A 24,646-nucleotide genomic window follows, 5' to 3' on the forward strand; every position below is an offset into this window, starting at 1 on the left:
GATATCTCCCCGTCGCTTCGCTCGCCCCACTAGCCGACCGCGCCTTCCATTTGCAGCTCGATGAGCCGGTTGAGCTCAAGTGCGTATTCCATCGGCAGTTCCTTGGCGATCGGCTCGACGAAGCCGCGCACCACCATTGCCATTGCCTCGTCCTCGGTCATGCCGCGGCTCATCAGGTAGAACAGCTGATCCTCGCTGACCTTGGACACCGTGGCCTCGTGGCCCATCGTCACGTCGTCCTCGCGGATGTCGACGTACGGGTAGGTGTCCGAGCGGCTGATCGTATCGACCAGCAGCGCATCACATTTCACGCTGGAGCGCGATCCGTGCGCACCCTTGTTCACCTGGACCAGGCCCCGGTAGGAGGCGCGGCCACCGCCGCGGGCCACCGACTTGGACACGATGTTGGACGACGTGTTGGGCGCCAGGTGCAGCATCTTGGCACCGGTGTCCTGGTGCTGCCCCTCGCCCGCGAACGCCACCGAGAGCACCTCGCCCTTGGCGTGCTCGCCGGTCATCCACACCGCCGGGTACTTCATGGTGACCTTGGAGCCGATGTTGCCGTCGATCCACTCCATGGTGGCGCCTGCTTCGGCCCGGGCCCGCTTGGTGACCAGGTTGTAGACGTTGTTCGACCAGTTCTGGATGGTGGTGTACCGAACCCGTGCGCCGGGCTTCACCACGATCTCGACGACCGCCGAGTGCAGCGAATCCGACTTGTAGATCGGCGCGGTGCAACCCTCGACGTAGTGCACGTAGGAGCCCTCGTCGGCGATGATCAGCGTCCGCTCGAACTGGCCCATGTTCTCGGTGTTGATCCGGAAGTACGCCTGCAGCGGGATGTCGACGTGCACGCCCGGCGGCACGTAGATGAACGACCCGCCCGACCACACCGCGGTGTTCAGCGCGGAGAACTTGTTGTCGCCGGCCGGGATCACGGTGCCGAAGTACTGCTTGAAGATCTCCGGATGCTCGCGCAGGCCCGAGTCGGTATCCAGGAAGATGACGCCTTGCGCCTCAAGGTCTTCGCGGATCTGGTGGTACACCACCTCGGACTCGTACTGGGCCGCCACACCGGCAACCAGCCGCTGCTTCTCCGCCTCGGGGATGCCGAGGCGGTCGTAGGTGTTGCGGATGTCCTCGGGCAGTTCCTCCCAGGACGCGGCCTGCTTCTCGGTGGACCGCACGAAGTACTTGATGTTGTCGAAGTCGATGCCCTCGAGGTTGGAACCCCAGTGCGGCATCGGCTTCTTGTCGAACGTGCGCAGCGCCTTCAGCCGGCTCTCCAGCATCCATTCCGGCTCGTTCTTCTTGCCCGAGATGTCACGCACGACGGCCTCGGACAGGCCGCGTTGCGCACTGGCGCCCGCGGCATCGGAATCCGACCAGCCGTAGCCGTACTTCCCCAGTGACGCGATGGCCTCTTCCTGGGTCAGTGGCGTATCGGGCGTGATGGTCATGTCGACGCTCCTTGGTTGTTGGTGATGGCGGTTCGGGCGTGGGCCGCGCTCCGAACATCGGACGAATTGTCGGTGTCGAGTGGAACGTGGGTGGTGCAGGCGCAGTCACCGTTGACGATGGTGGCCAGCCGCTGGACATGGGTTCCCAGGATTTCGGCGAACGCCTCGCGCTCCGTCTCGCACAGTTCGGGGAATTCCTCGGCGACGTGCGACACCGGGCAGTGGTGTTGGCAGATCTGCACACCGCGCACGGGCCCGCTGACCGGATTGGTCGTGGTCGCGTAGCCGGCCTTGGTCATCGCCGCCGCGACGCGGTCGGCGGTTTCGGCCACATCACCGGAGCCAGCGGTGACCCCGGCCAGGATGGTGTCGATGCGCCTGCGGGCGAACGTCCGGACCGCATCCTTGCCGCCGATCTCGCGCAGCTGTCGGATGGCCGCCACCGCCAGATCGTCGTAGGTGTGCCCGAGCTTGGCCCGCCCGGCCGACGTCAGCCGGTAACGCTTGGCCGGCCGGCCGCGGCCGTTGTGCTGCCAGGGCGCCGCAGCACTGGCCTGTGCATCGCCTGCGTCGATGAGGGCGTCGAGATGGCGGCGCACCCCCGCGGCCGAGATGCCGAGCCGGTCGCCGATCTGGCCCGCGGTGATGGGACCCTCGAGCAGCAACTGGATGATGGCCCGGCGGGTTTGTCCGTCAGAGGCGGGCACGACGTCGCCAGCGGCCGCCGGCGAGCCGGCAAAACCAGCTGAAGCCGGCACGCCGGCAACGCCGACAGGGGTCGGCGTACCGACCCCAGCCTTGCGCGTACCGTCCGAGCGGATTTTCACAACACCATTGTGACGGAATTCGGCGACAGGTTCTAGCAAGGGTGGCCTTACGTGACCTGGGCCACTCGCGCGCGCCCTCGCCGACCCGGACCACTCGATCCTGGCGGTTACTCTGCTCTGATGGCCAGCCGCCTGTCGTCCTTCAGCTCGTCGATCGCCCGGTGGCACGGCGACGAACGTGCGGTCGGCTCCCCACTGAACGACGCCGAGGTCGTCGCGCTGCGCCGGACCAGGCTCTTCGGCGCCACCGGCACCGTGCTGATGGCCATCGGGGCGCTGGGCGCAGGCGCTCGCCCGGTGGTGCAGGATCCGACGTTTGGGGTACGGCTGCTCAACCTGCCGTCCCGGATCCAGACGGTGTCGCTGACCATGACCACCACCGGTGCGGTCATGATGGCGCTCGCGTGGCTGATGCTGGGCCGGTTCGCGCTGGGCCCCCGCCGCATGTCCCGCAGCCAGCTCGACCGCACGCTGCTGCTGTGGGCGCTGCCGCTGCTGATCGCCCCACCGATGTACAGCAAGGACGTCTACTCCTACCTGGCCCAGAGCGAGATCGCGCTGCTCGGGCTCGACCCGTACCGCGTGGGCCCGGCCACCGGCCTCGGTCTCGACCACGTCTTCACCCTGTCCGTCCCCAGCCTGTGGCGCGAGACGCCGGCCCCCTACGGTCCGCTTTTCCTGTGGATCGGTCAGACCATCTCGGGAGTGACCGGCGAGAACATCGTCGCGGCCGTGCTGTGTCACCGCCTGGTCGTGCTCTTCGGCGTCGGCCTCATCGTGTGGGCCACCCCACGGCTCGCGCACCGCTGCGGCGTCGCCGAAGTCAGTGCGCTGTGGCTGGGGCCGTGTAACCCACTGCTGTTCATGCACCTGGTCGCGGGCATCCACAACGAGGCGCTGATGCTGGGCCTCATGCTCGCCGGCACCGAGTTCGCGCTGCGGGGGATCGATTCGAGCCACCCGCTGCTTCCGCGACCGTTGGCCTGGCCACACGGTTCGGCCGAGTGGGTCCGCTGGCGACCGATGGCGATGCTGCTCCTCGGCGCGGTGCTCATCACGATGTCCTCGCAGGTCAAACTCCCGTCGCTGCTGGCGCTCGGGTTCGTCGCGATGGCCCTGGCGTGGCGCTGGGGCGGCACCGTCAAAGCGTTCTTCCTCGCGAGCTTCTCCTTGGGCGCGGTATCGCTGGTGGTGATGGCGATCATCGGCTGGGCCAGCGGGCTCGGGTTCGGCTGGCTGTTCACCCTGGGCACCGCGAACGTCGTGCGCAGCTGGATGTCGCCGCCGACCCTGCTGGCCCTGGGCACCGGCCAGGTCGGCATCCTGCTCGGGCTCGGCGACCACACCACCGCCGTCCTGGCGTTGACCCGCGCGATCGGCGTCTCGATCATCGCCGTCGTCGTCACCTGGCTGCTCCTGGCAGTCATGCGTGGCCGGCTACATCCGGTCGGCGGCCTCGGCGTCGCCCTCGGAGCGACCGTCCTGCTATTCCCGGTGGTGCAGCCGTGGTACCTGCTGTGGGCCATCGTGCCGCTGGCCGCGTGGGCCACCCGCCCCGGCTTCCGCGGCGCCACCATCGTGCTCACACTGGTCGTCGGTATCTTCGGGCCCACCGCCAACGGCGACCGGTTCGCGCTGTTCCAGATCGTGATGGCGACGCTGGCGAGCACGGTGATCGTCCTCATCCTGATCGGGCTGACCTGGCGCCGGTTGCCCTGGCGCAAGCTGCCCGACACCACCACCAGCCCACCAGCGGCACCGGCCACCACCTCCGACGCCTACGCTGAGTCCCCGTGAACTCGCGTTCCGACGCTTCGCCGACTGATACACCCGTGCTGCTGCGCGGCGTCACCAAGCAGTACGGCACGACGACAGCGGTATCCGGCCTCGACCTCGAAGTACACAAGGCCGAGGTGCTGGCCCTGCTCGGCCCCAACGGGGCAGGCAAGACCACCACCGTCGAGATGTGCGAGGGCTTCATCCGGCCCGACGGCGGCACCATCGAAATCCTGGGCCTGGACCCCGTCGGCGACAACGCGCGGCTGCGTGAGCGGATCGGGGTGATGCTGCAGGGTGGCGGCGGATATCCGGCGGCGCGGGCCGGCGAGATGCTCGACCTCGTGGCGTCGTACGCGGCCAACCCACTCGATCCGGCCTGGCTGATGGATACCCTCGGCCTCACCGAATCGGCCCGCACCACCTACCGGCGGCTCTCCGGCGGGCAACAGCAGCGGCTGGCGCTGGCATGCGCCGTGGTAGGGCGCCCCGAGCTGGTCTTCCTCGACGAGCCGACCGCGGGCATGGACGCGCACGCGCGAATCGTGGTGTGGGAGTTGATCGATGCCCTGCGCCGTGACGGCGTGACAGTGGTGTTGACCACGCATCAGCTGACCGAGGCCGAGGAACTCGCCGACCGCATCGTGATCATCGACCACGGCGTGGCGGTGGCCACCGGCACGCCCGCCGAACTGATGCGCACCGGCGCCGAAAACCAGCTGCGGTTCAGCGCGCCCCGCAAGCTCGATCTGTCGCTGCTGGTCGGCGCATTACCGGAGAACTACAAGGCCAGCGAGACCGCACCGGGCGAATACCTCGTCGAGGGCTTTATCGACCCGCAGGTGCTGGCCACCGTGACGGCGTGGTGTGCCCGGCTCGACGTGCTGGCCACCGACATGCGGGTGGAGCAACGCAGCCTGGAGGACGTGTTCCTGGACCTCACCGGCCGCGAGCTACGGGGCGGCTGACGAGCGCTCGCGCGAGGAACTGACGACGATACGGACGACATGACGGACAACGAGATGACCACGACCAACCGTTTCGAACCCGGGACGTTCTCCCCCGATCCGCGGCCGGCCGGCGTGCCGAAGATGCTGGCCGCGCAGTACGGGCTCGAGCTCAAGCTGCTGCTGCGCAACGGCGAGCAGCTGCTACTGACCATGTTCATCCCCATCACACTGCTGATCGGCCTGACCCTGCTGCCGCTCGGGTCGTTCGGGGACCACCGCGCTGCGGCGTTCACCCCGCCGATCATGGCGCTGGCCGTGATCTCCACGGCCTTCACCGGGCAGGCCATCGCCGTGGCGTTCGATCGCCGGTACGGCGCGCTCAAACGACTCGGCGCGACGGCGCTGCCGGTGTGGGGCATCATCGCGGGCAAGGCGCTGGCCGTGGTCACGGTCGTCTTCCTGCAGGCGATCCTGTTGGGTGCCATCGGTGTCGCACTGGGTTGGCGGCCGCCGGTCGCGGGTCTGGCGCTGGGCGCGGTGATCATCGCGCTCGGCACGGCCGGGTTCGCGGCATTGGGACTGCTGCTCGGCGGCACGCTCAAGGCGGAGATCGTGCTGGCGTTGGCGAACCTGTTGTGGTTCGTGTTCGCCGGGTTGGGCGCGCTGACGCTGGAAGGCGGCCTGGTGCCGTCGGCCCTGCAGTGGGCCGCGCGGCTCACCCCGTCGGGTGCCCTCACCGAGGCGCTGACCCGTGCGATGTCGCTGTCGGTGGACTGGTTCGGCATCCTCGTACTGGTGGTGTGGGGCGCCGTCGCGGCCGTGTGCGCCATGCGCTGGTTCCGATTCACCTGATGCGCCGGGCGGCCCCTACTACGAGCTGTAGTTCCGGTTCATCTACGATCAGCCCGTGACCGTCGGACGTCTTTTTCTGCGACTGGTCGATCTGCTGCCACTACCGAGCCTGCGGGTCCAGCGCATCATCGCGTTCCTGGTGATCCTCACCCAGGGCGGCATCGCGGTGACCGGCGCGATCGTCCGTGTGACCGCCTCGGGTCTGGGTTGCCCGACATGGCCCCAGTGCTTCCCCGGCAGTTTCACCCCGGTACCGCACGCCGAGGTCGCCGTGGTGCATCAGGCCGTCGAATTCGGCAACCGGATGATCACTTTCCTGGTGGTGTTCACCGCGATAGCCGCCGTGCTGGCCGTCACCCGGGCCCGGCGCCGCCGCGAGGTGCTGATCTACGCGTGGCTGATGCCGGCCTCGACGGTGGTCCAGGCCATCATCGGCGGCATCACCGTGCGGACCGGCCTGCTGTGGTGGACCGTCGCCATCCACCTGGTGGCCTCGATGACCATGGTGTGGCTGTCGGTGCTGCTGTACGTGAAGGTCGGCCAGCCCGACGCCGGATCCCCCGCCGTGCGCGTGGCAAAACCCTTGCGGCAGTTGACCGCGCTGAGCGCCGTCATCCTCGCCGCGATCCTGGTGACCGGGACGCTGGTCACCGGCGCAGGTCCGCACGCAGGTGACAAGAGCCTCGACCGTGTGGTGCCGCGCCTGCAGGTGGAGATCACCACCCTGGTGCACGCCCACTCGTCGCTTCTGATCGCCTACCTGTCGATGATCATCGCGCTCGGGTTCGCGCTCGCCGCGGTGCACGCGGCCCGGCCGATCATGGTCCGGCTCGGTGTGCTGCTGGCCCTGGTGTGCGCGCAGGGACTGGTCGGGATCGTGCAGTTCTACACCGGCGTGCCGGCCGCGCTGGTCGCCGTGCACGTTGCCGGCGCAGCGGCCTGCACGGCCGCCACGGCGGCACTATGGGCGTCGATGCGAGAGCGGACCGAGGCCGAGCCGCTCGAGGGCCGATTCGACCCCGAGCGCGAATCGACGTTCGGCGTCAGCCCGGTTGACAGCGCTTAGCTGACGGAAACCCAGGGACGGCTCGACCAACTCGAGTTCCAAGAGCCGAGGATCGTCGAGACCATTCCCCGTCGCTGCGCTCGCCCGGGCCCCGCCGATCACGTCCACCCGGGCGTACAGCAGATCGCTCGCGGCGATGTCGAAAATCCGTGTCACGGCCGCAATGGCCAGCCGGCCGACTTCCCAGATGGCATCCTCGGGCTCGGCCGGTGACAAGGTTTCGGTGGCATAGGTTCCGGTCTCCTCGAATTCCGGGGCGCTGCCCGCCGGCGGAAGGATCGGTCCCTTGATGAACGCATGGGACTCCTCGCCGTTGATGAACACCAGGGCGGTCTCCCCGTCGGCGATGCGCGCGTCGTAGGGCTGCACCAGCACGGCGCGTCCCTGTGCGTGCAGCTGGGCGGCGTGTGCGACGGCGGCGTCGGCGTCGACGAAGCGTTGCGCCCCTTGTGAACCCGCCCCGACCGCAGGTTTGACCACCACCTCGCCGGCCGGAACGGTCACGGCATGGCCGACCGGGAAATGCTGTGTAGGCACCACCGGCACACCGAGCTTGTCCAGGTCGATCAGGTAGTGCTTGTCGACGTTCCAGGTGACCAGCGCAGGCGCATTGATCAGGTTGCGCACCGAGCGGGTCCACGACAGGTATTCGTCGAGCCGGTCGGCGTAGTCCCACGTGGCCCTGAGCACCACCAGATCCGCATCCCGGGTCGCAGGGTCGTCCCAGGACAGCCACCGCGCATGCAGGCCCCGCGTGCGCAGCGCGGCGACCAGACCCGCGTCGTCGCCGTCGCCGTCGGGCAGTGACGGACAACCGGCGAACACGATGCGCGGATGGAAGATGTCCGGGCGGGCGAGCTTCACACAATCCTCCAGGGTCGGTGGCGACGGGCTAAACCAAGAGTGTCACGGGATCCGGCGGGGTGTTGCGGCACACGCGAACGGCCGAGGCTTGGCAGGATGGTCACCATGCACGCGATCGAAGTCGCCGAGACCGGTGGACCCGAGGTCCTCAATTTCATCGAACTGGCCGAGCCCACCCCCGGGCCCGGCGAGATATTGATCAAGGCCGAAGCGATCGGCGTGAACTTCATCGACACCTACTTCCGGTCCGGGCTGTACCCGCGGGAGCTGCCGTTCGTCGTCGGCACCGAGGTGTGCGGCACCGTCGCCGCCGTCGGTGACGACGTGGCGGCACTGGCGGTCGGCGACCGGGTGGTGACCGCCAACGCGACCGGGGCATACGCCGAATATTGCGTCGCCCCGGCCGATTTCAGCGCCTACGTGCCGGACGGCGTGGCGCCGGACGCGGTGGCTTCCGCACTACTCAAGGGCATGACCGCGCACTACCTCATCAAGTCGACCTATCCGGTGCAACCGTCGGACACCGTGCTGCTGCACGCCGGCGCAGGCGGCGTGGGACTGATCCTCACGCAGTGGGCCACCAGCATCGGCACCCGGGTGATCACCACGGCATCCACGCCGCAGAAAGCCGAGCTGTCCCGGCAGGCCGGAGCCGTCGAGGTGCTCGACTACCCCGATGACCCGGCAGAGTTCGCCGACAAGATCCGCGATCTCACCGGCGGCCTCGGGGTCGCCGCCGTCTACGACGGGGTGGGCAAGTCGACGTTCGACGCGAGCCTGGCCAGTTTGGCCGTGCGCGGGACGCTGGCGTTGTTCGGCGCCGCCAGTGGCCCGGTCCCGCCGGTCGACCCGCAGCGCCTCAACTCGTCGGGTTCGGTGTTCCTGACCCGCCCGACGCTGGCGCACTACACCCGCACACCCGACGAATTCTCCTGGCGGGCCGGGGAACTGATCAACGCGATCGCCGACGGGACCATCAACATCACCGTGGGCGGACGCTATCCGCTCGCCGAGGCCGCCCAGGCCCACACCGATCTGCAGGGCCGCAAGACCGTCGGCTCGATCGTGCTGGTGCCCTAGAGTCGCCTACGCGCGACGCCGAGTTCGACGAAAACGTCGCTGCGCCGCGGGCGCTACGACGCTTTCGTCGAACTCGCGGACAGTCCAGTCCGCTAAATGGGCTCGGCCACCGGGAACGTCCATGACCCGTCGAGGATCTGCTGGCGGGGCCGGTAGAGCCGCACGATGTAGTTCCAGCCGTCGGTGATCGGCAGCAGGTTCACCGCGTCGGCACCGCCGAACTGGATGACGGTCGCACCGTCGGAGCCCTTCGCCGCGGTGATGTTGTTCAGCGAGTACGCGTTCCGGGCATTCGGTGTGAAGTACCCGTCCTTGTTGTAAACGGTCACCGACCAGAACCCGTCCACCGGAACATCTTCGACGGTGAGCCGGTGCACGGTGGCGCCGTCGTTGGCGGCGGGGAAGACCGGTAGGTACAGCGCGTCACGTTCCGGGTTGCCGCCCCAGGCGTACGCCGAACCGATCAGGTGCCGCACCGGGTCGACGGAGTCCCGCGGCCCGAAGGTCGCCTTGCTGTCCGGAAGCGTGGTCGACAACGTGATCAGTGCGTCGCGGACCGTCTTCTGGCTGACCGGATCCCATTGCGGCACTTCGAAGCTGCCCTGCGCGGCCTGGCTGACCGAGATCGCGTCCTGCAGCGCATGCACCGCCTCGACGTCTGCCGGGTCGTTGGGGTCGACGAGGGTCCGGATCGCTGTTGCGACATATCGGGTGCCGATATCCGCCCGGGTGAGGGTGAGCTCCGCAGGCGCATAGACGACTGTCGGAACGTAGTGATCCTCGGTGATGATCTGCAGGGCCATGAAGCGCCCGGCGCTGTCGGGAAGGGTCACCGTGACCGGCCCGGCGTCCAGATCGAACACCCCTGCCGAGTAGAGGGTGTCCCGGTTCTGCCGGATCACCAGTTGGTTGTCGAGCGGACTCAACTCACGGATGTGGTGCAGCGCCGCGAAGCCGCCGTCTTTGACGATATTGGCGAAATAGAGGTCGGATTCGGCGCGGGCGAAGTTGTCGGGGGTGACCAGCACGCCCGCAGATTACCGCCCGAACAGCGTCGGCAGTGCCAGTGCCGAGTCCACGGCGAGCGCGCAGAACACCACGGCCAGGTAGTTGTTGGACTGCAGGAACAGGCGCAAGGGCTTGACCGGCTCGCCGCGCTTGACGCCGGAGTACAGCTGGTGGGCCATCACCAGGAACCATGCCCCTGCCAGCAGCGCGACCGACGCGTAGAGCCAGCCGGTGGCCAGTGCGAGCACCATCGTGGTCAGCACGGTGAGCCACGTGTAGATCAGGATCTGCTTGGTCACCTGGCGTTCGGTGGCCACCGCGGGCAGCATCGGCACGCCGGCCGCCTTGTAGTCGTCCTTGTAGCGCATCGCCAGGGCCCAGGTATGCGGCGGCGTCCAGAAGAAGATGACCAGGAACATCACCAGCGCGGGCCATTGGATGGTTCCGGTGACCGCCGACCAGCCGATCATCACGGGCATGCAGCCCGCCGCCCCGCCCCACACCACGTTCTGCGACGTGCGCCGCTTGAGCAGCAGGGTGTAGACGAAGACGTAGAACGCGATGGTCACCAGGCCCAGCACACCCGAGAGCAGGTTGGTGGTCCACCACAGCCATGCGAACGAGGCGACCGTCAGGGCGAGCCCGAAGATCAGCGCGTGCCGGGTCGGCACCGACGCCTTGGCCAGCGGCCTGCGCGCGGTGCGCTTCATGACCTTGTCGATGTCGGCGTCGGCCACGCAGTTGAGGGTGTTGGCACCCGCCGCCGCCATCATGCCGCCGATCAGCGTGTTGAGGATCAGCAGCGGATCAACGACACCGCGATGCGCCAGCAGCATGGCCGGTATCGCCGTCACCAGCAACAGCTCGATGACACGCGGCTTGGTGAGTGCCACATACGCCAGGAAAGTGCTGCGTATTCGGCTCGGCGCCCCACCGAGGGAACGGCGCTCGCGAATGCTCACGCAAATAACTCCTCGGGTGACTGCACGCGACTTCTACTACAGACGATGGTAGACCGCATGGCTGAGTGCCCGACACCGCAGGGTCGGATTTGCGAACCCGGCCGAGGTGAACGGCGGCCTAATCGTGCCCCAACCAACCGCACTCGATGACCCGGTGGCACTAGGGTGTTGGATGGAGCTGCGGGCCGGCCGCGCACAGCTCAGCACATGCAATCGGAACTTAGGAGCGAGGTAGTGACCACCGTCGAAGAGATCTCCGCCCTCACCCGCCCGAACCATCCGGACGACTGGACGGACCTCGATTCGGCCGCCGTCGATACGGTCCGCGTACTGGCCGCCGATGCGGTGCAGAAGGTCGGCAACGGCCACCCCGGCACCGCCATGAGCCTGGCCCCGCTGGCCTACTCGCTGTTTCAGCGCCAGATGCGCCACGACCCCAGCGACACCCACTGGATCGGCCGCGACCGGTTCGTGCTGTCGTGTGGGCACTCCAGCCTCACGCTGTACATCCAGCTGTACCTCGGCGGGTTCGGCCTGGAGCTGGCCGACATCGAGGCGCTGCGCACGTGGGGTTCGCTGACCCCCGGACACCCCGAGTACCGCCACACCAAGGGCGTCGAGATCACCACGGGCCCGCTGGGCCAGGGCCTGGCGTCGGCCGTCGGCATGGCGATGGCCGCCCGCTACGAGCGTGGCCTGTTCGACCCCGACACCGCTCCCGGTGAGAGCCCGTTCGACCACTACATCTACGTGATCGCCTCCGACGGCGACATCGAGGAGGGCGTCACCAGCGAAGCGTCGTCGCTGGCAGGCACCCAAGAGCTGGGCAACCTCATCGTGTTCTGGGACGACAACAAGATCTCCATCGAGCACGACACCCAGATCGCGCTGACCGAGGACACCCCGGCGCGGTACCGGGCCTACGGCTGGCATGTCCAGGAAGTCGAAGGCGGCGAGAACGTCGCCGGCATCGAGGCGGCCATCGCGGAAGCCAAGAAGGTGACCGACAAGCCGTCGTTCATCGCGGTGCGCACCATCATCGGCTACCCCGCACCCACCAAGATGAACACCGGTGGCGTGCACGGCGCGGCGCTGGGCGCCGACGAGGTCGCGGCCACCAAGAAGGTGCTCGGCTTCGACCCCGACAAGAGCTTCGAGGTGCGCGATGACGTCATCGCCCACACGCGCGAGCTGGTCGCCCGCGGCAAGAAGGCCCACGAGGACTGGCAGATCTCGTTCGACGCCTGGGCCAAGCGGGAGCCGGAGCGCAAGGCGCTGCTCGACCGCCTGCTGGCCCACGAACTGCCCGAGGGCTGGGACGCCGACCTGCCGCACTGGGAGGCCGACTCCAAGCCGGTGGCCACCCGCGCCGCCTCCGGTGCGGTGCTCGCCGCCGTCGGGCCGAAGCTGCCCGAACTGTGGGGTGGTTCGGCGGACCTCGCCGGCAGCAACAACACCACCATCAAGGGCGCCAAATCCTTTGGCCCGCCGTCACAGTCGACCCACGACTGGACCATGAGCTGGTACGGCCGCACCCTGCACTTCGGTATCCGCGAACACGCCATGGGCGCCATCCTGTCCGGCATCGTGCTGCACGGCCCGACCCGGGCGTACGGCGGGACGTTCCTGCAGTTCTCGGACTACATGCGGCCCGCGGTGCGGCTGGCTTCCCTGATGGACATCGACCCGATTTACGTGTGGACACACGATTCGATCGGTCTCGGCGAGGACGGTCCGACCCATCAGCCGATCGAGCACCTGGCGGCCCTGCGGTCCATCCCGAACCTGTCGGTGGTCCGCCCGGGTGATCCGAATGAGACCGCGTACGCGTGGAAGACCGTGCTCGAGCGCACGGCCAACACCGGCCCCGTCGGATTGATCCTGACCCGACAGGGTGTCCCGGTACTGGAGGGAACCAGCGCCGAAGGCGTGGCCCGTGGTGGCTACGTGCTCGGTGGCGGCAAGCCCGCCGACGACGCCGACGTCGTCATCATCGCGACCGGCTCGGAGCTGCAACTGGCCGTCGCGGCGCAGAAGGCGCTGGCCGAGAAGGACATCGTCGCCGCCGTGGTGTCGATGCCGTGTGTGGAGTGGTTCGAGAAGCAGCCGCAGGATTACCAGGACTCGGTGCTGCCGCCGAGCGTGTCGGCGCGCGTCGCGGTCGAGGCGGGTATCGCCCAGCCGTGGCACAAGCTGGTCGGCGACACCGGGCAGATCGTGTCCATCGAGCACTACGGCGCATCGGCCGACGACAAGACCCTGTTCCGCGAGTTCGGCTTCACGCCAGAGGCTGTGGTCGCCGCGGCGGAACGATCCCTGAACAACTAGTAGAGGAAGCGAATCATGACTCAGAACCCGAATCTCGCGGCGCTGAGTGCCGCGGGAGTATCCGTGTGGCTCGACGACCTGTCGCGTGAGCGGCTGCAATCAGGGAACCTCACGGACCTGATCAACACCCGCAGCGTGGTCGGCGTCACCACGAACCCGTCGATCTTCCAGGCCGCTCTGTCCAAGGGCACGGCCTACGACGCGCAGGTCAAGGAGCTCGCCGAGCGGGGCGCCGACGTCGATGCCACCATCCGTACCGTCACCACCGACGACGTCCGCAACGCGTGCGACGTGCTGGCCAAGACCTTCGAGGCCACCGACGGCATCGACGGCCGGGTGTCCATCGAGGTCGACCCGCGGCTCGCGCACGAGACCGACAAGACGATCCTGCAGGCCATCGAGCTGTGGAAGATCGTCGACCGGCCCAATGTGCTGATCAAGATCCCGGCGACGCTGGCCGGCCTGCCCGCCATCACCGCCGTGATCGCCGAGGGCATCTCGGTGAACGTCACGCTAATCTTCTCGGTGGAGCGTCACCGGGCCGTCATGGACGCCTACCTGGAAGGCCTGGAGAAGGCCCGCGAAGCCGGCCACGACCTGTCCAAGATCCATTCCGTCGCATCGTTTTTCGTATCCCGCGTGGACACCGAGATCGACGCCCGGCTGGAGAAGATCGGCTCCGAGGAGGCGCTGGCCCTGCGCGGCCAGGCCGGGGTCGCCAACGCCCGGCTGGCCTACGCCGCCTACGAAGAGGTGTTCGGCGGCGACCGGTATGCGGCGCTCAAGGCTGACGGCGCACGCGTGCAGCGGCCGCTGTGGGCGTCGACCGGCGTGAAGAACCCGGACTACTCCGACACGCTGTACGTCACCGAGTTGGTGGCCCCGAACACCGTGAACACCATGCCGGAGAAGACCATCGAGGCCGTCGCCGACCACGGTGTCGTGACCGGTGACACGATCTCCGGCACGGCCGCGGCCTCGCAGGAGACCTTCGACAAGCTCGCAGCGATCGGCGTCGATCTGCCCGATGTGTTCAAACTTCTCGAAGACGAGGGCCTGGACAAGTTCGAGAAGTCGTGGCAGGAACTGCTCGACGCAACTCAGGGCCAGCTCGACGCCGCGAAGAAATGACCGAGACCAACAGGCGTCCGGCAGACTGGGTCAACCCGCTGTGGGACAAACGTGACAAGCGCATGCCCAGGATCGCCGGGCCGTGTGCGGTAGTGATCTTCGGCGTCACCGGCGACTTGGCCCGCAAGAAGCTGATGCCGGCGATCTACGACCTGGCCAACCGCGGCCTGCTGCCGCCGAACTTCGCCCTGGTGGGCTTCGCCCGCCGCGACTGGGCGGACGAGGACTTCAGCAAGATCGTCTACGACGCGGTGCGGCAGCACGCCCGGACCCCGTTCCACCAGGAGGTCTGGGACCGGCTGGCGGAGGGTTTCCGGTTCGTCCAGGGCACGTTCGACGACGACGCGTCCTTCGATCGGCTCAAGGACACCCTCAACAAGCTCGATGAGGAGCGCGGCACCAGCGGCAATCACGCGTTCTACCTGTCGATCCCGCCCAAGGCGTTCCCCCAGGTCTGCGAACAGCTCTCCCGCAGCGGGCTGGCCGAGAAGCCGGACTGCAGCTGGAGCCGGGTGGTCATCGAGAAGCCGTTCGGCCATGACCTCAAGAGCGCCGAGGAGCTCAACAGCGTCGTCAACAGCGTCTTCCCGGAGTCGTCGGTGTTCCGCATCGACCACTACCTGGGCAAGGAGACGGTGCAGAACATCCTGGCGCTGCGCTTCGCCAACGAGCTGTTCGAGCCGGTGTGGAACTCGCACTATGTGGACAGCGTGCAGATCACCATGGCCGAGGACATCGGCCTCGGTGGGCGCGGCGGCTACTACGACGGTGTCGGCGCGGCCCGCGACGTGATCCAGAACCATCTGCTGCAGCTGCTCGCGCTCACGGCGCTGGAGGAGCCGGTGAGCTTCTCCCCCGCCGAGTTGCAGGCCGAGAAGATCAAGGTGCTTTCGGCCACCAAGCTGGTCGAGCCGCTCGACGAGACCACCTCGCGCGGTCAATACGTCGGTGGCTGGCAGGGCGGCGAGAAGGTCGTGGGCCTGCTCGACGAGGAGGGCTTCTCCCAGACCTCGACGACCGAGACGTTCGCGGCCATCACCCTGGAGGTGGACACCCGCCGCTGGGCCGGTGTGCCGTTCTATCTGCGCACCGGAAAGCGGTTGGGCCGCAGGGTCACCGAGATCGCGTTGGTGTTCAAGCGTGCGCCGCACCTGCCGTTCGATGCCAGCATGACCGATGAGCTCGGCCAGAACGCACTGGTGATCCGCGTGCAGCCCGACGAAGGCATCACGCTGCGGTTCGGATCCAAGGTTCCGGGCCACATCATGGAAGTGCGCGATGTCAGCATGGACTTCTCCTACGGTTCGGCATTCGCCGAGGAATCGCCGGAGGCCTACGAGCGGCTGATCCTCGACGTGCTGCTCGGTGAGCCGTCGCTGTTCCCGGTCAACGCCGAGGTCGAATTGTCGTGGAAGATCCTCGATCCCGCGCTGGAGTACTGGGCCACGCACGGTAAGCCCGACCCGTACGAATCCGGGACATGGGGCCCGGACTCTGCGTTCGAGATGTTGCGTCGCTCCGGCCGGGAATGGAGGCGGCCCTAACTATGATTCTCGATCTGCCCGACACCAACACCGGTGCCATCAACAAGAAGATCGTCGCGCTGCGCGAAGAGGGCGGTGCCATCACGCTGGGCCGGGTGTTGACGCTGGTCGTCGCGCCCAACAACGAGTCGCTGCTCGAAGAGTCCATCGAGGCGGCCAATGCCGCGAGCCGCGAGCATCCCTGCCGCGTCATCGTGGTCATTCCGGGTGACCGGCTGGCCACCGAGGCTCGGCTGGATGCCCAGCTGCGGGTTGGTCGTGACGCGGGCGCCAACGAGGTGGTGGTGCTGCGGTTGTCCGGCCCGCTGGCCAACCATGCCAGCAGCGTGGTGACCCCGTTCCTGCTGCCCGACACCCCAGTGGTGACGTGGTGGCCGGATCTGGCTCCGAAGGTTCCGTCAAAGGATCCGTTGGGCAAGTTGGCCATTCGCCGAATCACCGATGCCACCAACGGCGAGAATCCGTTGGCCTGCATCAAGAGCAGGCTGGCCGGCTACAGCACCGGCGATACCGACCTGGCGTGGAGCCGGGTGACGTACTGGCGGGCCCTGCTGACCGCAGCAGTGGACCAGGGCCCCTACGAACCGATCACGTCGGCGCTGGTGTCCGGGCTGAAAGACGAACCGGCACTTGACGTCCTGGCGGGGTGGCTGGCCAGCCGTATCGACGGTCCGGTGACCAGGGCCGTCGGTGAGCTGAAGGTCGAGCTCACCCGGGCCAGTGAGACCATCACGTTGACCCGGCCGCAGGAGGGTGTCACCGCGACACTGACCCGCACCGGTCGGCCCGACGCTCAGATTCCGTTGGCCCGCAGGGAGACTCGTGATTGCCTTGCCGAGGACATGCGCCGGCTCGACGACGACGAGATCTATTTCGAAGCGCTGCAGGGTATCGAGAAGGTGACATATGCCTGAGAGCGTGATCGAAACCTACGTCGACGCAGAGCAATTGGCGGCTGCGGCAGGAGCCCGGCTGGTCGGGGCGATCACGTCGGCCATCGCGGCCCGCGACGAGGCGTCCATCGTGCTGACCGGCGGCACCGTCGGGATCGCGATGCTGCGCCACGTCGCCGGGGCGGAGATCGACTGGTCCAAGGTGCAGCTGTTCTGGGGCGACGACCGCTTCGTACCGGCCGGCGACGCCGACCGCAACGATCAGCAGGCACACGACGCCCTGCTGGAGTCCGTCAACATACCGCCGGCCAATGTGCACCGGATGGCCACCAGCGACGGTGAATTCGGCGATGCGATCGACGACGCCGCTGCGGCATACGCCGAGGTGCTGCCCGCGGAGTTCGACGTGCATCTCCTCGGAATGGGGGGCGAGGGACACATCAACTCGCTGTTCCCCGACACCGCCGCGGTGCGGGAAACCGAGCGGCTGGTGGTCGCGGTGACCGACTCCCCCAAGCCACCGCCCCGGCGCATCACGCTGACGCTGCCGGCGATACACCGCGCGCGTGAGGTCTGGCTCGTGGTGGCCGGCGCCGAGAAGGCCGAAGCAGTGGCCGCTGCGGTGGGCGGGGCCGCCCCGGTCGACGTGCCCGCCGCCGGGGCGATCGGCCGTGACCGCACGGTGTGGCTGCTCGACGAGCAGGCCGCCTCCAAGCTGCCCGCCTGAGCCTGTGACACGGATCTCCCGCGTAGGGCTTGCCCGGCGTACCCGGTGATAACTTAGGCTTGCCTCACCTAATACGTGAGGCGGTTATGAGGACGATCCAGGTAGCAGTCATCGGTGCAGGTCCCGCGGGAATCTATGCCGCAGACATCCTGACCAAGGAGTACGGGCACGCACGCGTCGACGTATTCGACCGTCTCCCAGCCCCTTACGGTCTGGTCCGGTACGGCGTCGCTCCCGATCACCCGCGGATCAAGGAGATCATCAAGGCGCTGCGCAGGGTGCTGTCGCGCGACGAGATCCGGTTCATCGGCAACGTGCACTACGGCTCCGACGTTGCGCTGCCGGACCTGCGCCGTCACTACGACGCGGTGATCTTCTCCACCGGTGCACGCGCCGACCGTGACCTCGACATCCCCGGTATCGAACTTCCGGGCAGCTACGGCGCGGCAGACTTCGTGTCCTGGTACGACGGACATCCCGACGTACCGCGGAGCTGGCCGCTCACCGCGAAGAATGTCGCGGTCCTGGGCGCGGGCAACGTCGCCCTCGACGTCGCCCGCATGCTCGCGAAGCCCGCCGACGAACAACTCACGACCGAGATCGCCGGCAACGTCTACCAGGGTCTGGCCGCCAACGCCGCGACCGATGTGCACGTGTTCGCCCGGCGCGGTCCCGCGCAGATCAAGTTCAGCCCCATGGAATTTCGCGAACTGTCGCACTCGCCGAACGTGGACGTCATCGTGCATCCCGAGGGTTTCGAGATCGACGAGGCCAGCCAGCGGACCATCAACACCAGCAAGTCGACCAAGCTCGTCGTCGACACCATGATGAAGTACCTGGAGCGGGAACCGACCGGCGCACCGCACCGCATTCACATCCACCTGTGCCAGGCGCCGGTCGCGGTGCTGGGTGAAGACCGGGTAGAAGGGCTGCGCACGGAACGTACCGAGCTCATCGGCGACGGGACCGTCCGCGGCACAGGCGAATTCACCGAATGGCCCGTCGAGGCCGTGTATCGCGCAGTGGGCTACCTGTCGTCGCATCTGGCGGGGCTGCCGTTCGACCACCATGCCGGGGTGATTCCGCACGACGCCGGCCGCGTGCTCGACATCGACGGCGGCCTCATCGACGCGACCTATGTGACCGGCTGGATCAAGCGCGGTCCGATCGGGCTCATCGGACACACCAAGTCCGACGCCGCCGAGACCGTCAACAGCTTGCTGAGCGATCTACCCGGGCTGCGTGTTCCCGAGGTCACCGACCCCGATGCGATCCTCGAGCACCTAGCGGCCAAGGATGTCGACTACACCACCTGGGCAGAGTGGGAACGCCTTGACGCACACGAGATCAGCCTCGGCGAGGTGCAGGGCCGCGAGCGCGTCAAGGTGGTCGCGCGCGAGGAGATGATCCGCGCCGGGCGCGACGCGCTGGTCCGCGACTAATTGCCCGGCGCCTCATGTGTCCTCGGCGTCACACCGTCGCCCATGACCGGCGTCCACCAGCGCCTCCCGGTACCCCGCCAGGTAATCGGACGGGGCCCGCTCGGGGCGCTCACACCTCAGTTGCCAGCGGTACGAACAGTATTTCGTCACACCCGTTCAGACGCACCGATGCCGGGTTCGGTTCCGTCACCGGCCATACTGACTGTCATGGCAGACAGAGGCGACAGCCGGGCCCGTCCCGCGCCGCGCCGGCGGATCAAGACACTCACCCAGGCGGCGCTGAACGCCGACGCCACGGTCGATCAGATCGATGCCCTGTTGACCGACCTCGACACCACGGTGACCAGCCTCAACAACTCGATCGGCGACTTGGATGTCACCCTCGAGCGGTTCAATCGGACCATCACCAGCATCGATGAGCTGGCCCCGCGGCTGATCGCCATGGTCGAGCGGCTCGAAGGCATCGTGAACCGCGTCGAAGCCATCGTGGACATCGGCGAGGCGGTCGCATCGCCGATGGCCACGGCCGAGAATGCGGTGCGCCGGGTGGTCGACGTGGTGCGCCGTACGGCGGGAATCTAGTGGCCGGGTCTAACCGCTGTTGCGCAACGCGGTGGCCAGCCCACTCATGGTGAGCAGGATGCCACGCTGCACCAGCTCGTCGGTGTCCCCGGAACGGTAGCGCCGCAACAGTTCCACCTGCAGATGGTTGAGCGGCTCCAGGTACGGGAACCGGTTGAACACCGAGCGGGCCAGCGCCGGGTTGTCGGCCAGCAGATCGTCCTGGCCGGTGATCAGCCGGTGCATGCGAATGGTGCGCTCGTGTTCGGCGACGATCTTGTCGAACACCCGGGCCCGCAGATCCTCATCGTCGACCAGCTCTGAATACCGCGCTGCCAGGCCCATATCGGACTTGGCGAGCACCTGGGCCATGTTGGACAGCACGGTCGCGAAGAATGGCCAGCGCTGGTACAGATCTTGCAGCACCTCCAGTCGCCCGTCCCCCTCGGCGATCCATTCCTCGAACGCCGTCCCGGTGCCGTACCAGCCCGGCAGCATGACGCGCGACTGGCTCCAGGCCAGCACCCAGGGGATGGCACGCAGATCGGCAATCGAGGTGGTCGGCTTGCGAGAAGTCGGCCTGCTGCCGATGTTGAGCGCGCCGATCTCGCTGACCGGTGTGGACGCCTTGAAGTAATCGACGAAACCCGGTGTGTCGTGCACCAATTCGGCGTAGGCCCGCTGAGCCCGGGCCGCGAGGTCGTCGAGCACGGCGTACGCAGGCCCGGCCTCGTCGCCGAGGCCTTCGACGTCGAGCAGGGTCGATTCCAGGGTGGCCGCCAGTAGAGTCTCCAGGTTGCGGTGCGCGATCCGGGGTTCGGCGTACTTGGCCGCGATCACCTCGCCCTGTTCGGTGATGCGCAGCGAGCCCTTCACCGCGCCGGGCGGTTGGGCCAGGATGGCGTCATAGCTGGGGCCGCCGCCGCGGCCGACGGTCCCACCGCGACCGTGGAAGAGCCGCAACCGGATTCCGGTCTTACGTGCCGACTCCACGAGGTCGAGTTCGGCACGGTACAGGGCCCAGTTGGCGGCCAGATAGCCACCGTCCTTGTTGGAGTCCGAGTAGCCGAGCATCACTTCCTGCTGCTGGTCGCGCGCGGTGACGATCTCGCGGTACACCGGCAGGTCCAGCGCATCCTCCAGGATCGTCGAACCGCGCTGCAGGTCGTCGATGGTCTCGAACAGCGGCACGATCCCGACCGGGCAGTACCCGGTCGAAACATCCAGCAGCCCAGCCTCTTTCAGCAGCACCGCGGCCTCCAGCAGATCGGAGACCGACTGGCACATCGAGATGATGTAGTTGGGCACCGCCTCGGGGCCGAGCACCTTGACCGCCCTGGCCGCCGCGGCGACGATCCCGAGTTCCTTGCGCGCCAGTTCCGAGAGCTGCGCGCCCTCGCCGATCAGCGGGCGGCGGGTGGCCACCTCGGCGGCGAGCAGCTCGACCCGCTCGGCCTCCGGCAACGACGCGTAGTCGGGATGCACTCCGGCCCAGGCCAGTAGCTCGGCGACGACCTGCTCGTGTGTCTCCGAGTTCTGCCGCATGTCCAAGCCGCACAGATGAAAACCGAAGACCCGCACGGCCTCTCGCAGGCGGCCCAAGCGATCATCGGCCAGTACGGCGCTGCCGTGCCCGCGCAGTGACGCATCGACGGTATCGAGGTCGGCGAGCAATTCGGCGGGCGTGCGGTACGCGGTCAGCCCCAGGTCGAGCACCTGTTCGGGCTGCTCGTCGAGGATCTCGGCGGCGGTGGCCGTGAGACGCCCGTGGATCACGCGCAGCGCGCGCCGATACGGCTCGTCGGCGCGTGCCGGCTCGGTGCAGGCATCGGCGAGCGCGGTGAGCTCCGGGCTGACCCGGACGAGGCGCACCGACAGGGACAGCTCTTCCTCCAGAGCGGTGATCTCGGTGAAGTAGTGCCCGAGCGCCGTGTACGCGGCCCGGCCGGTGGCCAGCCGGACGATCTCCGGTGTGACGTTGGGGTTGCCGTCGCGGTCGCCGCCGATCCACGACCCCGGCCGCAGGATCGGGACCTCCAACAGTCCGGCGTCGGGCCAGCGGCTCTGCAGCTCGCTGCGCACCTGGGCGTTGACCTGCGGTATGACCTCGAAGAACGCCGCCGGGTAGTACCGCAGGCCGGTTTCGATCTCGTCGGAGATCTTCAGCCGGGACAGCCGCACCAACGCCGTCTGCCACAGCGTCAGGATGTGGCGTCTCAGCTCGACCTCGATGTCGCGGTCGTCGGCGGTGCGGGTCTGGCCGTGCAGCCGCAACCGCATCAGCTCGGTGATGCGGTGCTGGGTGTCGAACACCGTGCGGCGCCGAGTTTCGGTGGGATGCGCGGTGATGACGGGCGAGACCAGCGCGCCCGTCAGCGCGTCGGCAACGGCGGCAGCGTCGAGAGCCGCCGAGTCCAGCTTGCGGTAGGTGGCCGCCAGGCTGCTGTCCTGCGGGGGTTCGCCTGCCGCCACGTGCACCGCGCGGCGCCGTTCCCGGTGGATGTCCTCGGCCACGTTGGCCAGCAGCGCGAAGTGGGTGAAGGCCCGGATGACCGGAATGGCCTGGTGGACATCGATACCGCCGAACAGGCCGGCCAGCTCCGCTCGGTCGATCTCGGAGCGCCGGACGCGGAACGATTCCACCCGGGCACGTTCGATGAGGTCGAACACCTCCTCGCCGTTCTGTTCCCGCACGGTGTCGCCGAGGATCGTGCCGAGCAGTCTGATGTCCTCGCGCATCGGCTCGGTGGCTTCCCGGCCCACCTGGGTGCGGTACACCGAACCGATGGGCAACAGGGTGGTGTCGAAAGCCTCTGCCATGTGTCCCAGTATCGGGGGTCGGCGAACCGGGCGCACAGCGGGTGGTACCCGCCTACGGGGTGGGCGACGTGGGCCCGACGATCGGTGTGGGCGTCGGGACTGCCGCCGACGGCGCACCGCCCACCGGCACGATCGGTGTCGGACTTGTCGATGTGCCGACTGAATCACCCTGGCCCGCCGACGATTTGGCATGCGGCGCGGGCCGGCCGTCCGGCAGCACGATCGGGGTCGCGGCGCCCTGGTCGGTGTCCTTGGCCCCGGCCTCGGAGTCGGAGCTGAAGTCAGGCGGCCAATCCACCGACGTCGGTGGCCAGCTTTCGGTCTTCCCCGATCCGTCGCCCGGCGCCGCACAGCCCGCAGCTGCCCCGAAATCACCTGCGCCCGTGCAATTGTCGGCACTGGCTGCGGGCATGTTGATGACCATCGCGGCCACCCACGTGACAAGTACCGCTATCCGGAAGGGTCGGGCCGTCATAGCGAGAGGATGTCCCCGTAGGCGTTGACGCTGTCGTCGGAGGTATCCGTGTCGATCATCGCGGTGGCGAAGAACCGGATGGGCACCGGGCCACCGCACGCATCGACCTTGACGTGCGCATCGTGCACGACGATCTCCCCGGTGCGGCCCTTGAGTTCTTTCTTGCCGAGTCCGATGTTGGTGATGGTGCCCGGCAACAGGTTCACCGACACGTTGCCACCAAGATCCGCATACGGCCCGATGTCGTTCAGCACGTTGCCGTTGATGCCGGGGTTGATCCCGATGTCCGCGTTGCCGCCGACGCTGGCACCCTCGCTGAGGTCGATCTGGCAGCCCAATTGGAGCCCGAGGACCAGGGTGCCGGAGTTGACGGCGACGCCGCCGTTGCCGTCGATCGTGGCCGCGGCCTTGCCCGTGACGAATCCCTCGCGGGTGAACGCGGTTGCTGCCATGTTCGGCACCGAATTGATGGTCATCCGGGTCAGCGACGCGCTGAGATGCCACCCGTCGTCGGTGTCAGCCGACTGCGTGACGTCGGCCACCGGAAGCGGATCCGCGACGGCTACCCCACCTGCCAGGCAGAGCAGCGACACCGCACCGACGCCGGCGCCGAGAAGTCTGAACACGTGCACCCCGCCTAAGCCCCAAAAAGGTCTGGTCGGTGACTGATTCAGGCACCGACGGCGATCCTAGGAGGCTGTGCTGAGTGGTTCCTGGTACCCGAATGCGGATGACCGGTGGACTGGCGCGGCGGGGTGGTGACGGGCCGAGCTGTGCGCCCGAACCGTCAGGCGTATTTGATCTGCAGGGCAACGCCGACGATCGACACCAGCCAGATGCCGGTGACGAACAGCGTCAGTCGGTCGAGGTTCTTCTCGACCACCGTGGAGCCGGACAGGCTGGACTGGACGCCGCCGCCGAACAGGGTGGACAGGCCGCCACCCTTGGCACGGTGCAGCAGGACCAGCAGCACGACCAGCACACTGGTCACGACCAGGATGATCTGCAGCGCCAATTGCATGGCCGCCAGAATACCTGGTCAGGCTGCCGGTCCCGGCCCCGGGGTTACGGCAGGGGTCCACCTGCGGCGATGGCCGACAGGGTGGCGAACTGCTCGCCGTCCAGCGACGCACCACCGACGAGGGCACCGTCGATATCGGGCTGCGCAACGATCTCACCGGCGTTCTTGGCGTTCACCGAGCCGCCGTAGAGCACCCGGATACCCGCGGCGAGCTCGGGCGTCGACAGGTTGCCGAGTTCGTCGCGGATGGCCTTGCAGACCTCCTGCGCGTCGGCTGCGCTGGCCACCCGGCCCGTGCCGATGGCCCACACCGGCTCGTAGGCGATGACGACCTGGCCGATCTGCTCTTTCGACAGCCCGGCAAGCGAGCCGCGCAGCGAGTTGATGTTGAACTCGACGTGGTCGCCGGCCTCACGCACCTCGAGCTGCTCACCGATGCAGACGATCGGCGTGACGCCATGCTTGAACGCCGCGGCGGTCTTGGCGGCCACCAGCGCATCGTCCTCGTGGTGATACGTGCGTCGCTCGGAGTGCCCCACCACGACGTAGCTGCAGCCCAGCTTGGCCAGGAACGCGCCGCTGATGTCGCCGGTGTAGGCACCGGAGTCGTGTTGCGACAGGTCCTGGGCGCCGTACGTCAGGCGCAGCTTGTCACCGTCGACGAGCGTCTGCACACTGCGCAGATCGGTGAACGGCGGGATGACGGTCACATCAACCTTGTCAAAGTACTTGTCCGGCAAGGCGAATGCGATCTTCTGCACCAGAGCGATGGCCTCGAAGTGATTGAGGTTCATCTTCCAGTTGCCGGCGATGAGCGGCTTGCGCGCCACGGGTCTCCTCGTTGATCTTGAGTGGACGA

The 24,646-nt window shown here is 67.8% G+C and carries 22 protein-coding genes; 12 read left to right on the plus strand and 10 right to left on the minus strand.

Annotation, left to right across the window (positions count from 1 at the left end; genetic code table 11):
* Nucleotides 1-29: 29 nt before the first annotated feature.
* Nucleotides 30-1,460 carry a Fe-S cluster assembly protein SufB gene (gene sufB / locus BTO20_RS18525; protein WP_087077751.1) on the minus strand — a complete coding sequence of 477 codons (1,431 nt, stop codon included), beginning with the start codon at nucleotides 1,458-1,460 and terminating at the stop codon, nucleotides 30-32.
* Nucleotides 1,457-2,218, minus strand: a complete 762-nt coding sequence (locus BTO20_RS18530; protein WP_232491244.1) for a helix-turn-helix transcriptional regulator — start codon at nucleotides 2,216-2,218, stop codon at nucleotides 1,457-1,459. Before BTO20_RS18530 ends, sufB begins: the two co-directional genes overlap by 4 nt.
* A 189-nt stretch (nucleotides 2,219-2,407) precedes the next feature.
* On the opposite strand from BTO20_RS18530, the gene mptB reads away from it, so the two are divergent.
* From mptB to BTO20_RS18550, 4 genes are all read left to right on the plus strand, one after another.
* Nucleotides 2,408-4,084 (plus strand): polyprenol phosphomannose-dependent alpha 1,6 mannosyltransferase MptB, encoded by a 1,677-nt coding sequence (gene mptB, locus BTO20_RS18535; protein ID WP_198343981.1) that lies wholly within the window; start codon nucleotides 2,408-2,410, stop codon nucleotides 4,082-4,084.
* Between the two features lie 35 nt (nucleotides 4,085-4,119).
* On the plus strand, nucleotides 4,120-5,031 hold the full coding sequence (locus BTO20_RS18540) for an ABC transporter ATP-binding protein (RefSeq protein WP_408632205.1): 912 nt from the start codon (nucleotides 4,120-4,122) through the stop codon (nucleotides 5,029-5,031).
* Between the two features lie 54 nt (nucleotides 5,032-5,085).
* A complete protein-coding gene (locus BTO20_RS18545; protein WP_087082333.1) occupies nucleotides 5,086-5,865 on the plus strand; it encodes an ABC transporter permease in 780 nt (259 codons plus the stop codon).
* 82 nt (nucleotides 5,866-5,947) lie between these two features.
* On the plus strand, nucleotides 5,948-6,931 hold the full coding sequence (locus tag BTO20_RS18550; RefSeq protein ID WP_198344538.1) for a COX15/CtaA family protein: 984 nt from the start codon (nucleotides 5,948-5,950) through the stop codon (nucleotides 6,929-6,931).
* Here the strand turns inward: BTO20_RS18550 and BTO20_RS18555 are convergent.
* Nucleotides 6,827-7,795, minus strand: a complete 969-nt coding sequence (locus BTO20_RS18555) for an ATP-grasp domain-containing protein (RefSeq protein ID WP_087077755.1) — start codon at nucleotides 7,793-7,795, stop codon at nucleotides 6,827-6,829. The two genes, BTO20_RS18550 and BTO20_RS18555, sit on opposite strands and share 105 nt — an antisense overlap.
* A gap of 105 nt (nucleotides 7,796-7,900) precedes the next feature.
* Here BTO20_RS18555 and BTO20_RS18560 point away from each other — a divergent pair, with 105 nt between their 5' ends.
* The gene (locus BTO20_RS18560; RefSeq protein ID WP_087082335.1) at nucleotides 7,901-8,875 is read left to right on the plus strand and encodes a quinone oxidoreductase family protein; all 975 of its coding nucleotides are present in this window, start codon (nucleotides 7,901-7,903) and stop codon (nucleotides 8,873-8,875) included.
* A 92-nt stretch (nucleotides 8,876-8,967) separates the two neighbouring features.
* On the opposite strand, the gene BTO20_RS18565 is transcribed toward BTO20_RS18560, so the two are convergent.
* Entirely contained in the window at nucleotides 8,968-9,903 is a 936-nt protein-coding gene (locus BTO20_RS18565) for a DUF1254 domain-containing protein (RefSeq protein WP_087077756.1), read from the minus strand.
* Between the two features lie 9 nt (nucleotides 9,904-9,912).
* On the minus strand, nucleotides 9,913-10,845 hold the full coding sequence (locus BTO20_RS18570; RefSeq protein ID WP_087077757.1) for a heme o synthase: 933 nt from the start codon (nucleotides 10,843-10,845) through the stop codon (nucleotides 9,913-9,915).
* A 234-nt stretch (nucleotides 10,846-11,079) separates the two neighbouring features.
* On the opposite strand from BTO20_RS18570, the gene tkt reads away from it, so the two are divergent.
* From tkt to BTO20_RS18605, 7 genes are all read left to right on the plus strand, one after another.
* Complete coding sequence (gene tkt / locus BTO20_RS18575; protein WP_087077758.1) at nucleotides 11,080-13,173, plus strand: transketolase; 2,094 nt, start codon at nucleotides 11,080-11,082, stop codon at nucleotides 13,171-13,173.
* Between the two features lie 12 nt (nucleotides 13,174-13,185).
* A complete protein-coding gene (gene tal / locus BTO20_RS18580) occupies nucleotides 13,186-14,304 on the plus strand; it encodes a transaldolase (protein WP_198344539.1) in 1,119 nt (372 codons plus the stop codon).
* Entirely contained in the window at nucleotides 14,301-15,848 is a 1,548-nt protein-coding gene (gene zwf, locus BTO20_RS18585; RefSeq protein ID WP_087077760.1) for a glucose-6-phosphate dehydrogenase, read from the plus strand. The genes tal and zwf overlap by 4 nt, the downstream gene beginning before the upstream one ends.
* 2 nt (nucleotides 15,849-15,850) lie before the next feature.
* A complete protein-coding gene (opcA, locus tag BTO20_RS18590) occupies nucleotides 15,851-16,762 on the plus strand; it encodes a glucose-6-phosphate dehydrogenase assembly protein OpcA (protein ID WP_087077761.1) in 912 nt (303 codons plus the stop codon).
* Entirely contained in the window at nucleotides 16,755-17,468 is a 714-nt protein-coding gene (gene pgl, locus BTO20_RS18595) for a 6-phosphogluconolactonase (RefSeq protein ID WP_087077762.1), read from the plus strand. Before opcA ends, pgl begins: the two co-directional genes overlap by 8 nt.
* A gap of 86 nt (nucleotides 17,469-17,554) precedes the next feature.
* Nucleotides 17,555-18,910, plus strand: coding sequence for an FAD-dependent oxidoreductase (locus tag BTO20_RS18600; protein WP_087077763.1), 1,356 nt, complete (start codon nucleotides 17,555-17,557; stop codon nucleotides 18,908-18,910).
* A gap of 207 nt (nucleotides 18,911-19,117) precedes the next feature.
* Entirely contained in the window at nucleotides 19,118-19,492 is a 375-nt protein-coding gene (locus tag BTO20_RS18605; protein ID WP_087082337.1) for an ATPase, read from the plus strand.
* A gap of 9 nt (nucleotides 19,493-19,501) precedes the next feature.
* Here the strand turns inward: BTO20_RS18605 and ppc are convergent, their stop codons facing one another.
* The 5 genes from ppc to tpiA form a co-directional block, all read right to left on the minus strand.
* Nucleotides 19,502-22,291: a phosphoenolpyruvate carboxylase gene (gene ppc, locus BTO20_RS18610; protein ID WP_087077764.1), complete on the minus strand. Its 2,790-nt coding sequence runs from the start codon at nucleotides 22,289-22,291 to the stop codon at nucleotides 19,502-19,504.
* 52 nt (nucleotides 22,292-22,343) lie between these two features.
* Complete coding sequence (locus BTO20_RS18615; RefSeq protein ID WP_157680243.1) at nucleotides 22,344-22,766, minus strand: hypothetical protein; 423 nt, start codon at nucleotides 22,764-22,766, stop codon at nucleotides 22,344-22,346.
* Nucleotides 22,763-23,344, minus strand: a complete 582-nt coding sequence (locus tag BTO20_RS18620; RefSeq protein WP_087082339.1) for an MspA family porin — start codon at nucleotides 23,342-23,344, stop codon at nucleotides 22,763-22,765. The genes BTO20_RS18615 and BTO20_RS18620 overlap by 4 nt, the downstream gene beginning before the upstream one ends.
* A 209-nt stretch (nucleotides 23,345-23,553) precedes the next feature.
* Entirely contained in the window at nucleotides 23,554-23,787 is a 234-nt protein-coding gene (gene secG / locus BTO20_RS18625; RefSeq protein WP_064944196.1) for a preprotein translocase subunit SecG, read from the minus strand.
* 44 nt (nucleotides 23,788-23,831) lie between these two features.
* On the minus strand, nucleotides 23,832-24,617 hold the full coding sequence (gene tpiA / locus BTO20_RS40570; protein WP_087077766.1) for a triose-phosphate isomerase: 786 nt from the start codon (nucleotides 24,615-24,617) through the stop codon (nucleotides 23,832-23,834).
* Nucleotides 24,618-24,646 lie beyond the last annotated feature (29 nt).

The sequence above is a fragment of the Mycobacterium dioxanotrophicus genome (assembly GCF_002157835.1).
Lineage (GTDB): Bacteria > Actinomycetota > Actinomycetes > Mycobacteriales > Mycobacteriaceae > Mycobacterium > Mycobacterium dioxanotrophicus.

Bases quoted from the DNA above. Each gene is read 5' to 3' on its own strand.
- sufB (WP_087077751.1), bottom strand. From the start codon at position 1,460: ATGACCATCACGCCCGATACGCCACTGACCCAGGAAGAGGCCATCGCG.
- mptB (WP_198343981.1), top strand. From the start codon at position 2,408: ATGGCCAGCCGCCTGTCGTCCTTCAGCTCGTCGATCGCCCGGTGGCAC.
- BTO20_RS18545 (WP_087082333.1), top strand. From the start codon at position 5,086: ATGACCACGACCAACCGTTTCGAACCCGGGACGTTCTCCCCCGATCCG.
- BTO20_RS18560 (WP_087082335.1), top strand. From the start codon at position 7,901: ATGCACGCGATCGAAGTCGCCGAGACCGGTGGACCCGAGGTCCTCAAT.
- zwf (WP_087077760.1), top strand. From the start codon at position 14,301: ATGACCGAGACCAACAGGCGTCCGGCAGACTGGGTCAACCCGCTGTGG.
- opcA (WP_087077761.1), top strand. From the start codon at position 15,851: ATGATTCTCGATCTGCCCGACACCAACACCGGTGCCATCAACAAGAAG.
- pgl (WP_087077762.1), top strand. From the start codon at position 16,755: ATGCCTGAGAGCGTGATCGAAACCTACGTCGACGCAGAGCAATTGGCG.
- BTO20_RS18600 (WP_087077763.1), top strand. From the start codon at position 17,555: ATGAGGACGATCCAGGTAGCAGTCATCGGTGCAGGTCCCGCGGGAATC.
- BTO20_RS18605 (WP_087082337.1), top strand. From the start codon at position 19,118: ATGGCAGACAGAGGCGACAGCCGGGCCCGTCCCGCGCCGCGCCGGCGG.
- ppc (WP_087077764.1), bottom strand. From the start codon at position 22,291: ATGGCAGAGGCTTTCGACACCACCCTGTTGCCCATCGGTTCGGTGTAC.
- BTO20_RS18615 (WP_157680243.1), bottom strand. From the start codon at position 22,766: ATGACGGCCCGACCCTTCCGGATAGCGGTACTTGTCACGTGGGTGGCC.
- secG (WP_064944196.1), bottom strand. From the start codon at position 23,787: ATGCAATTGGCGCTGCAGATCATCCTGGTCGTGACCAGTGTGCTGGTC.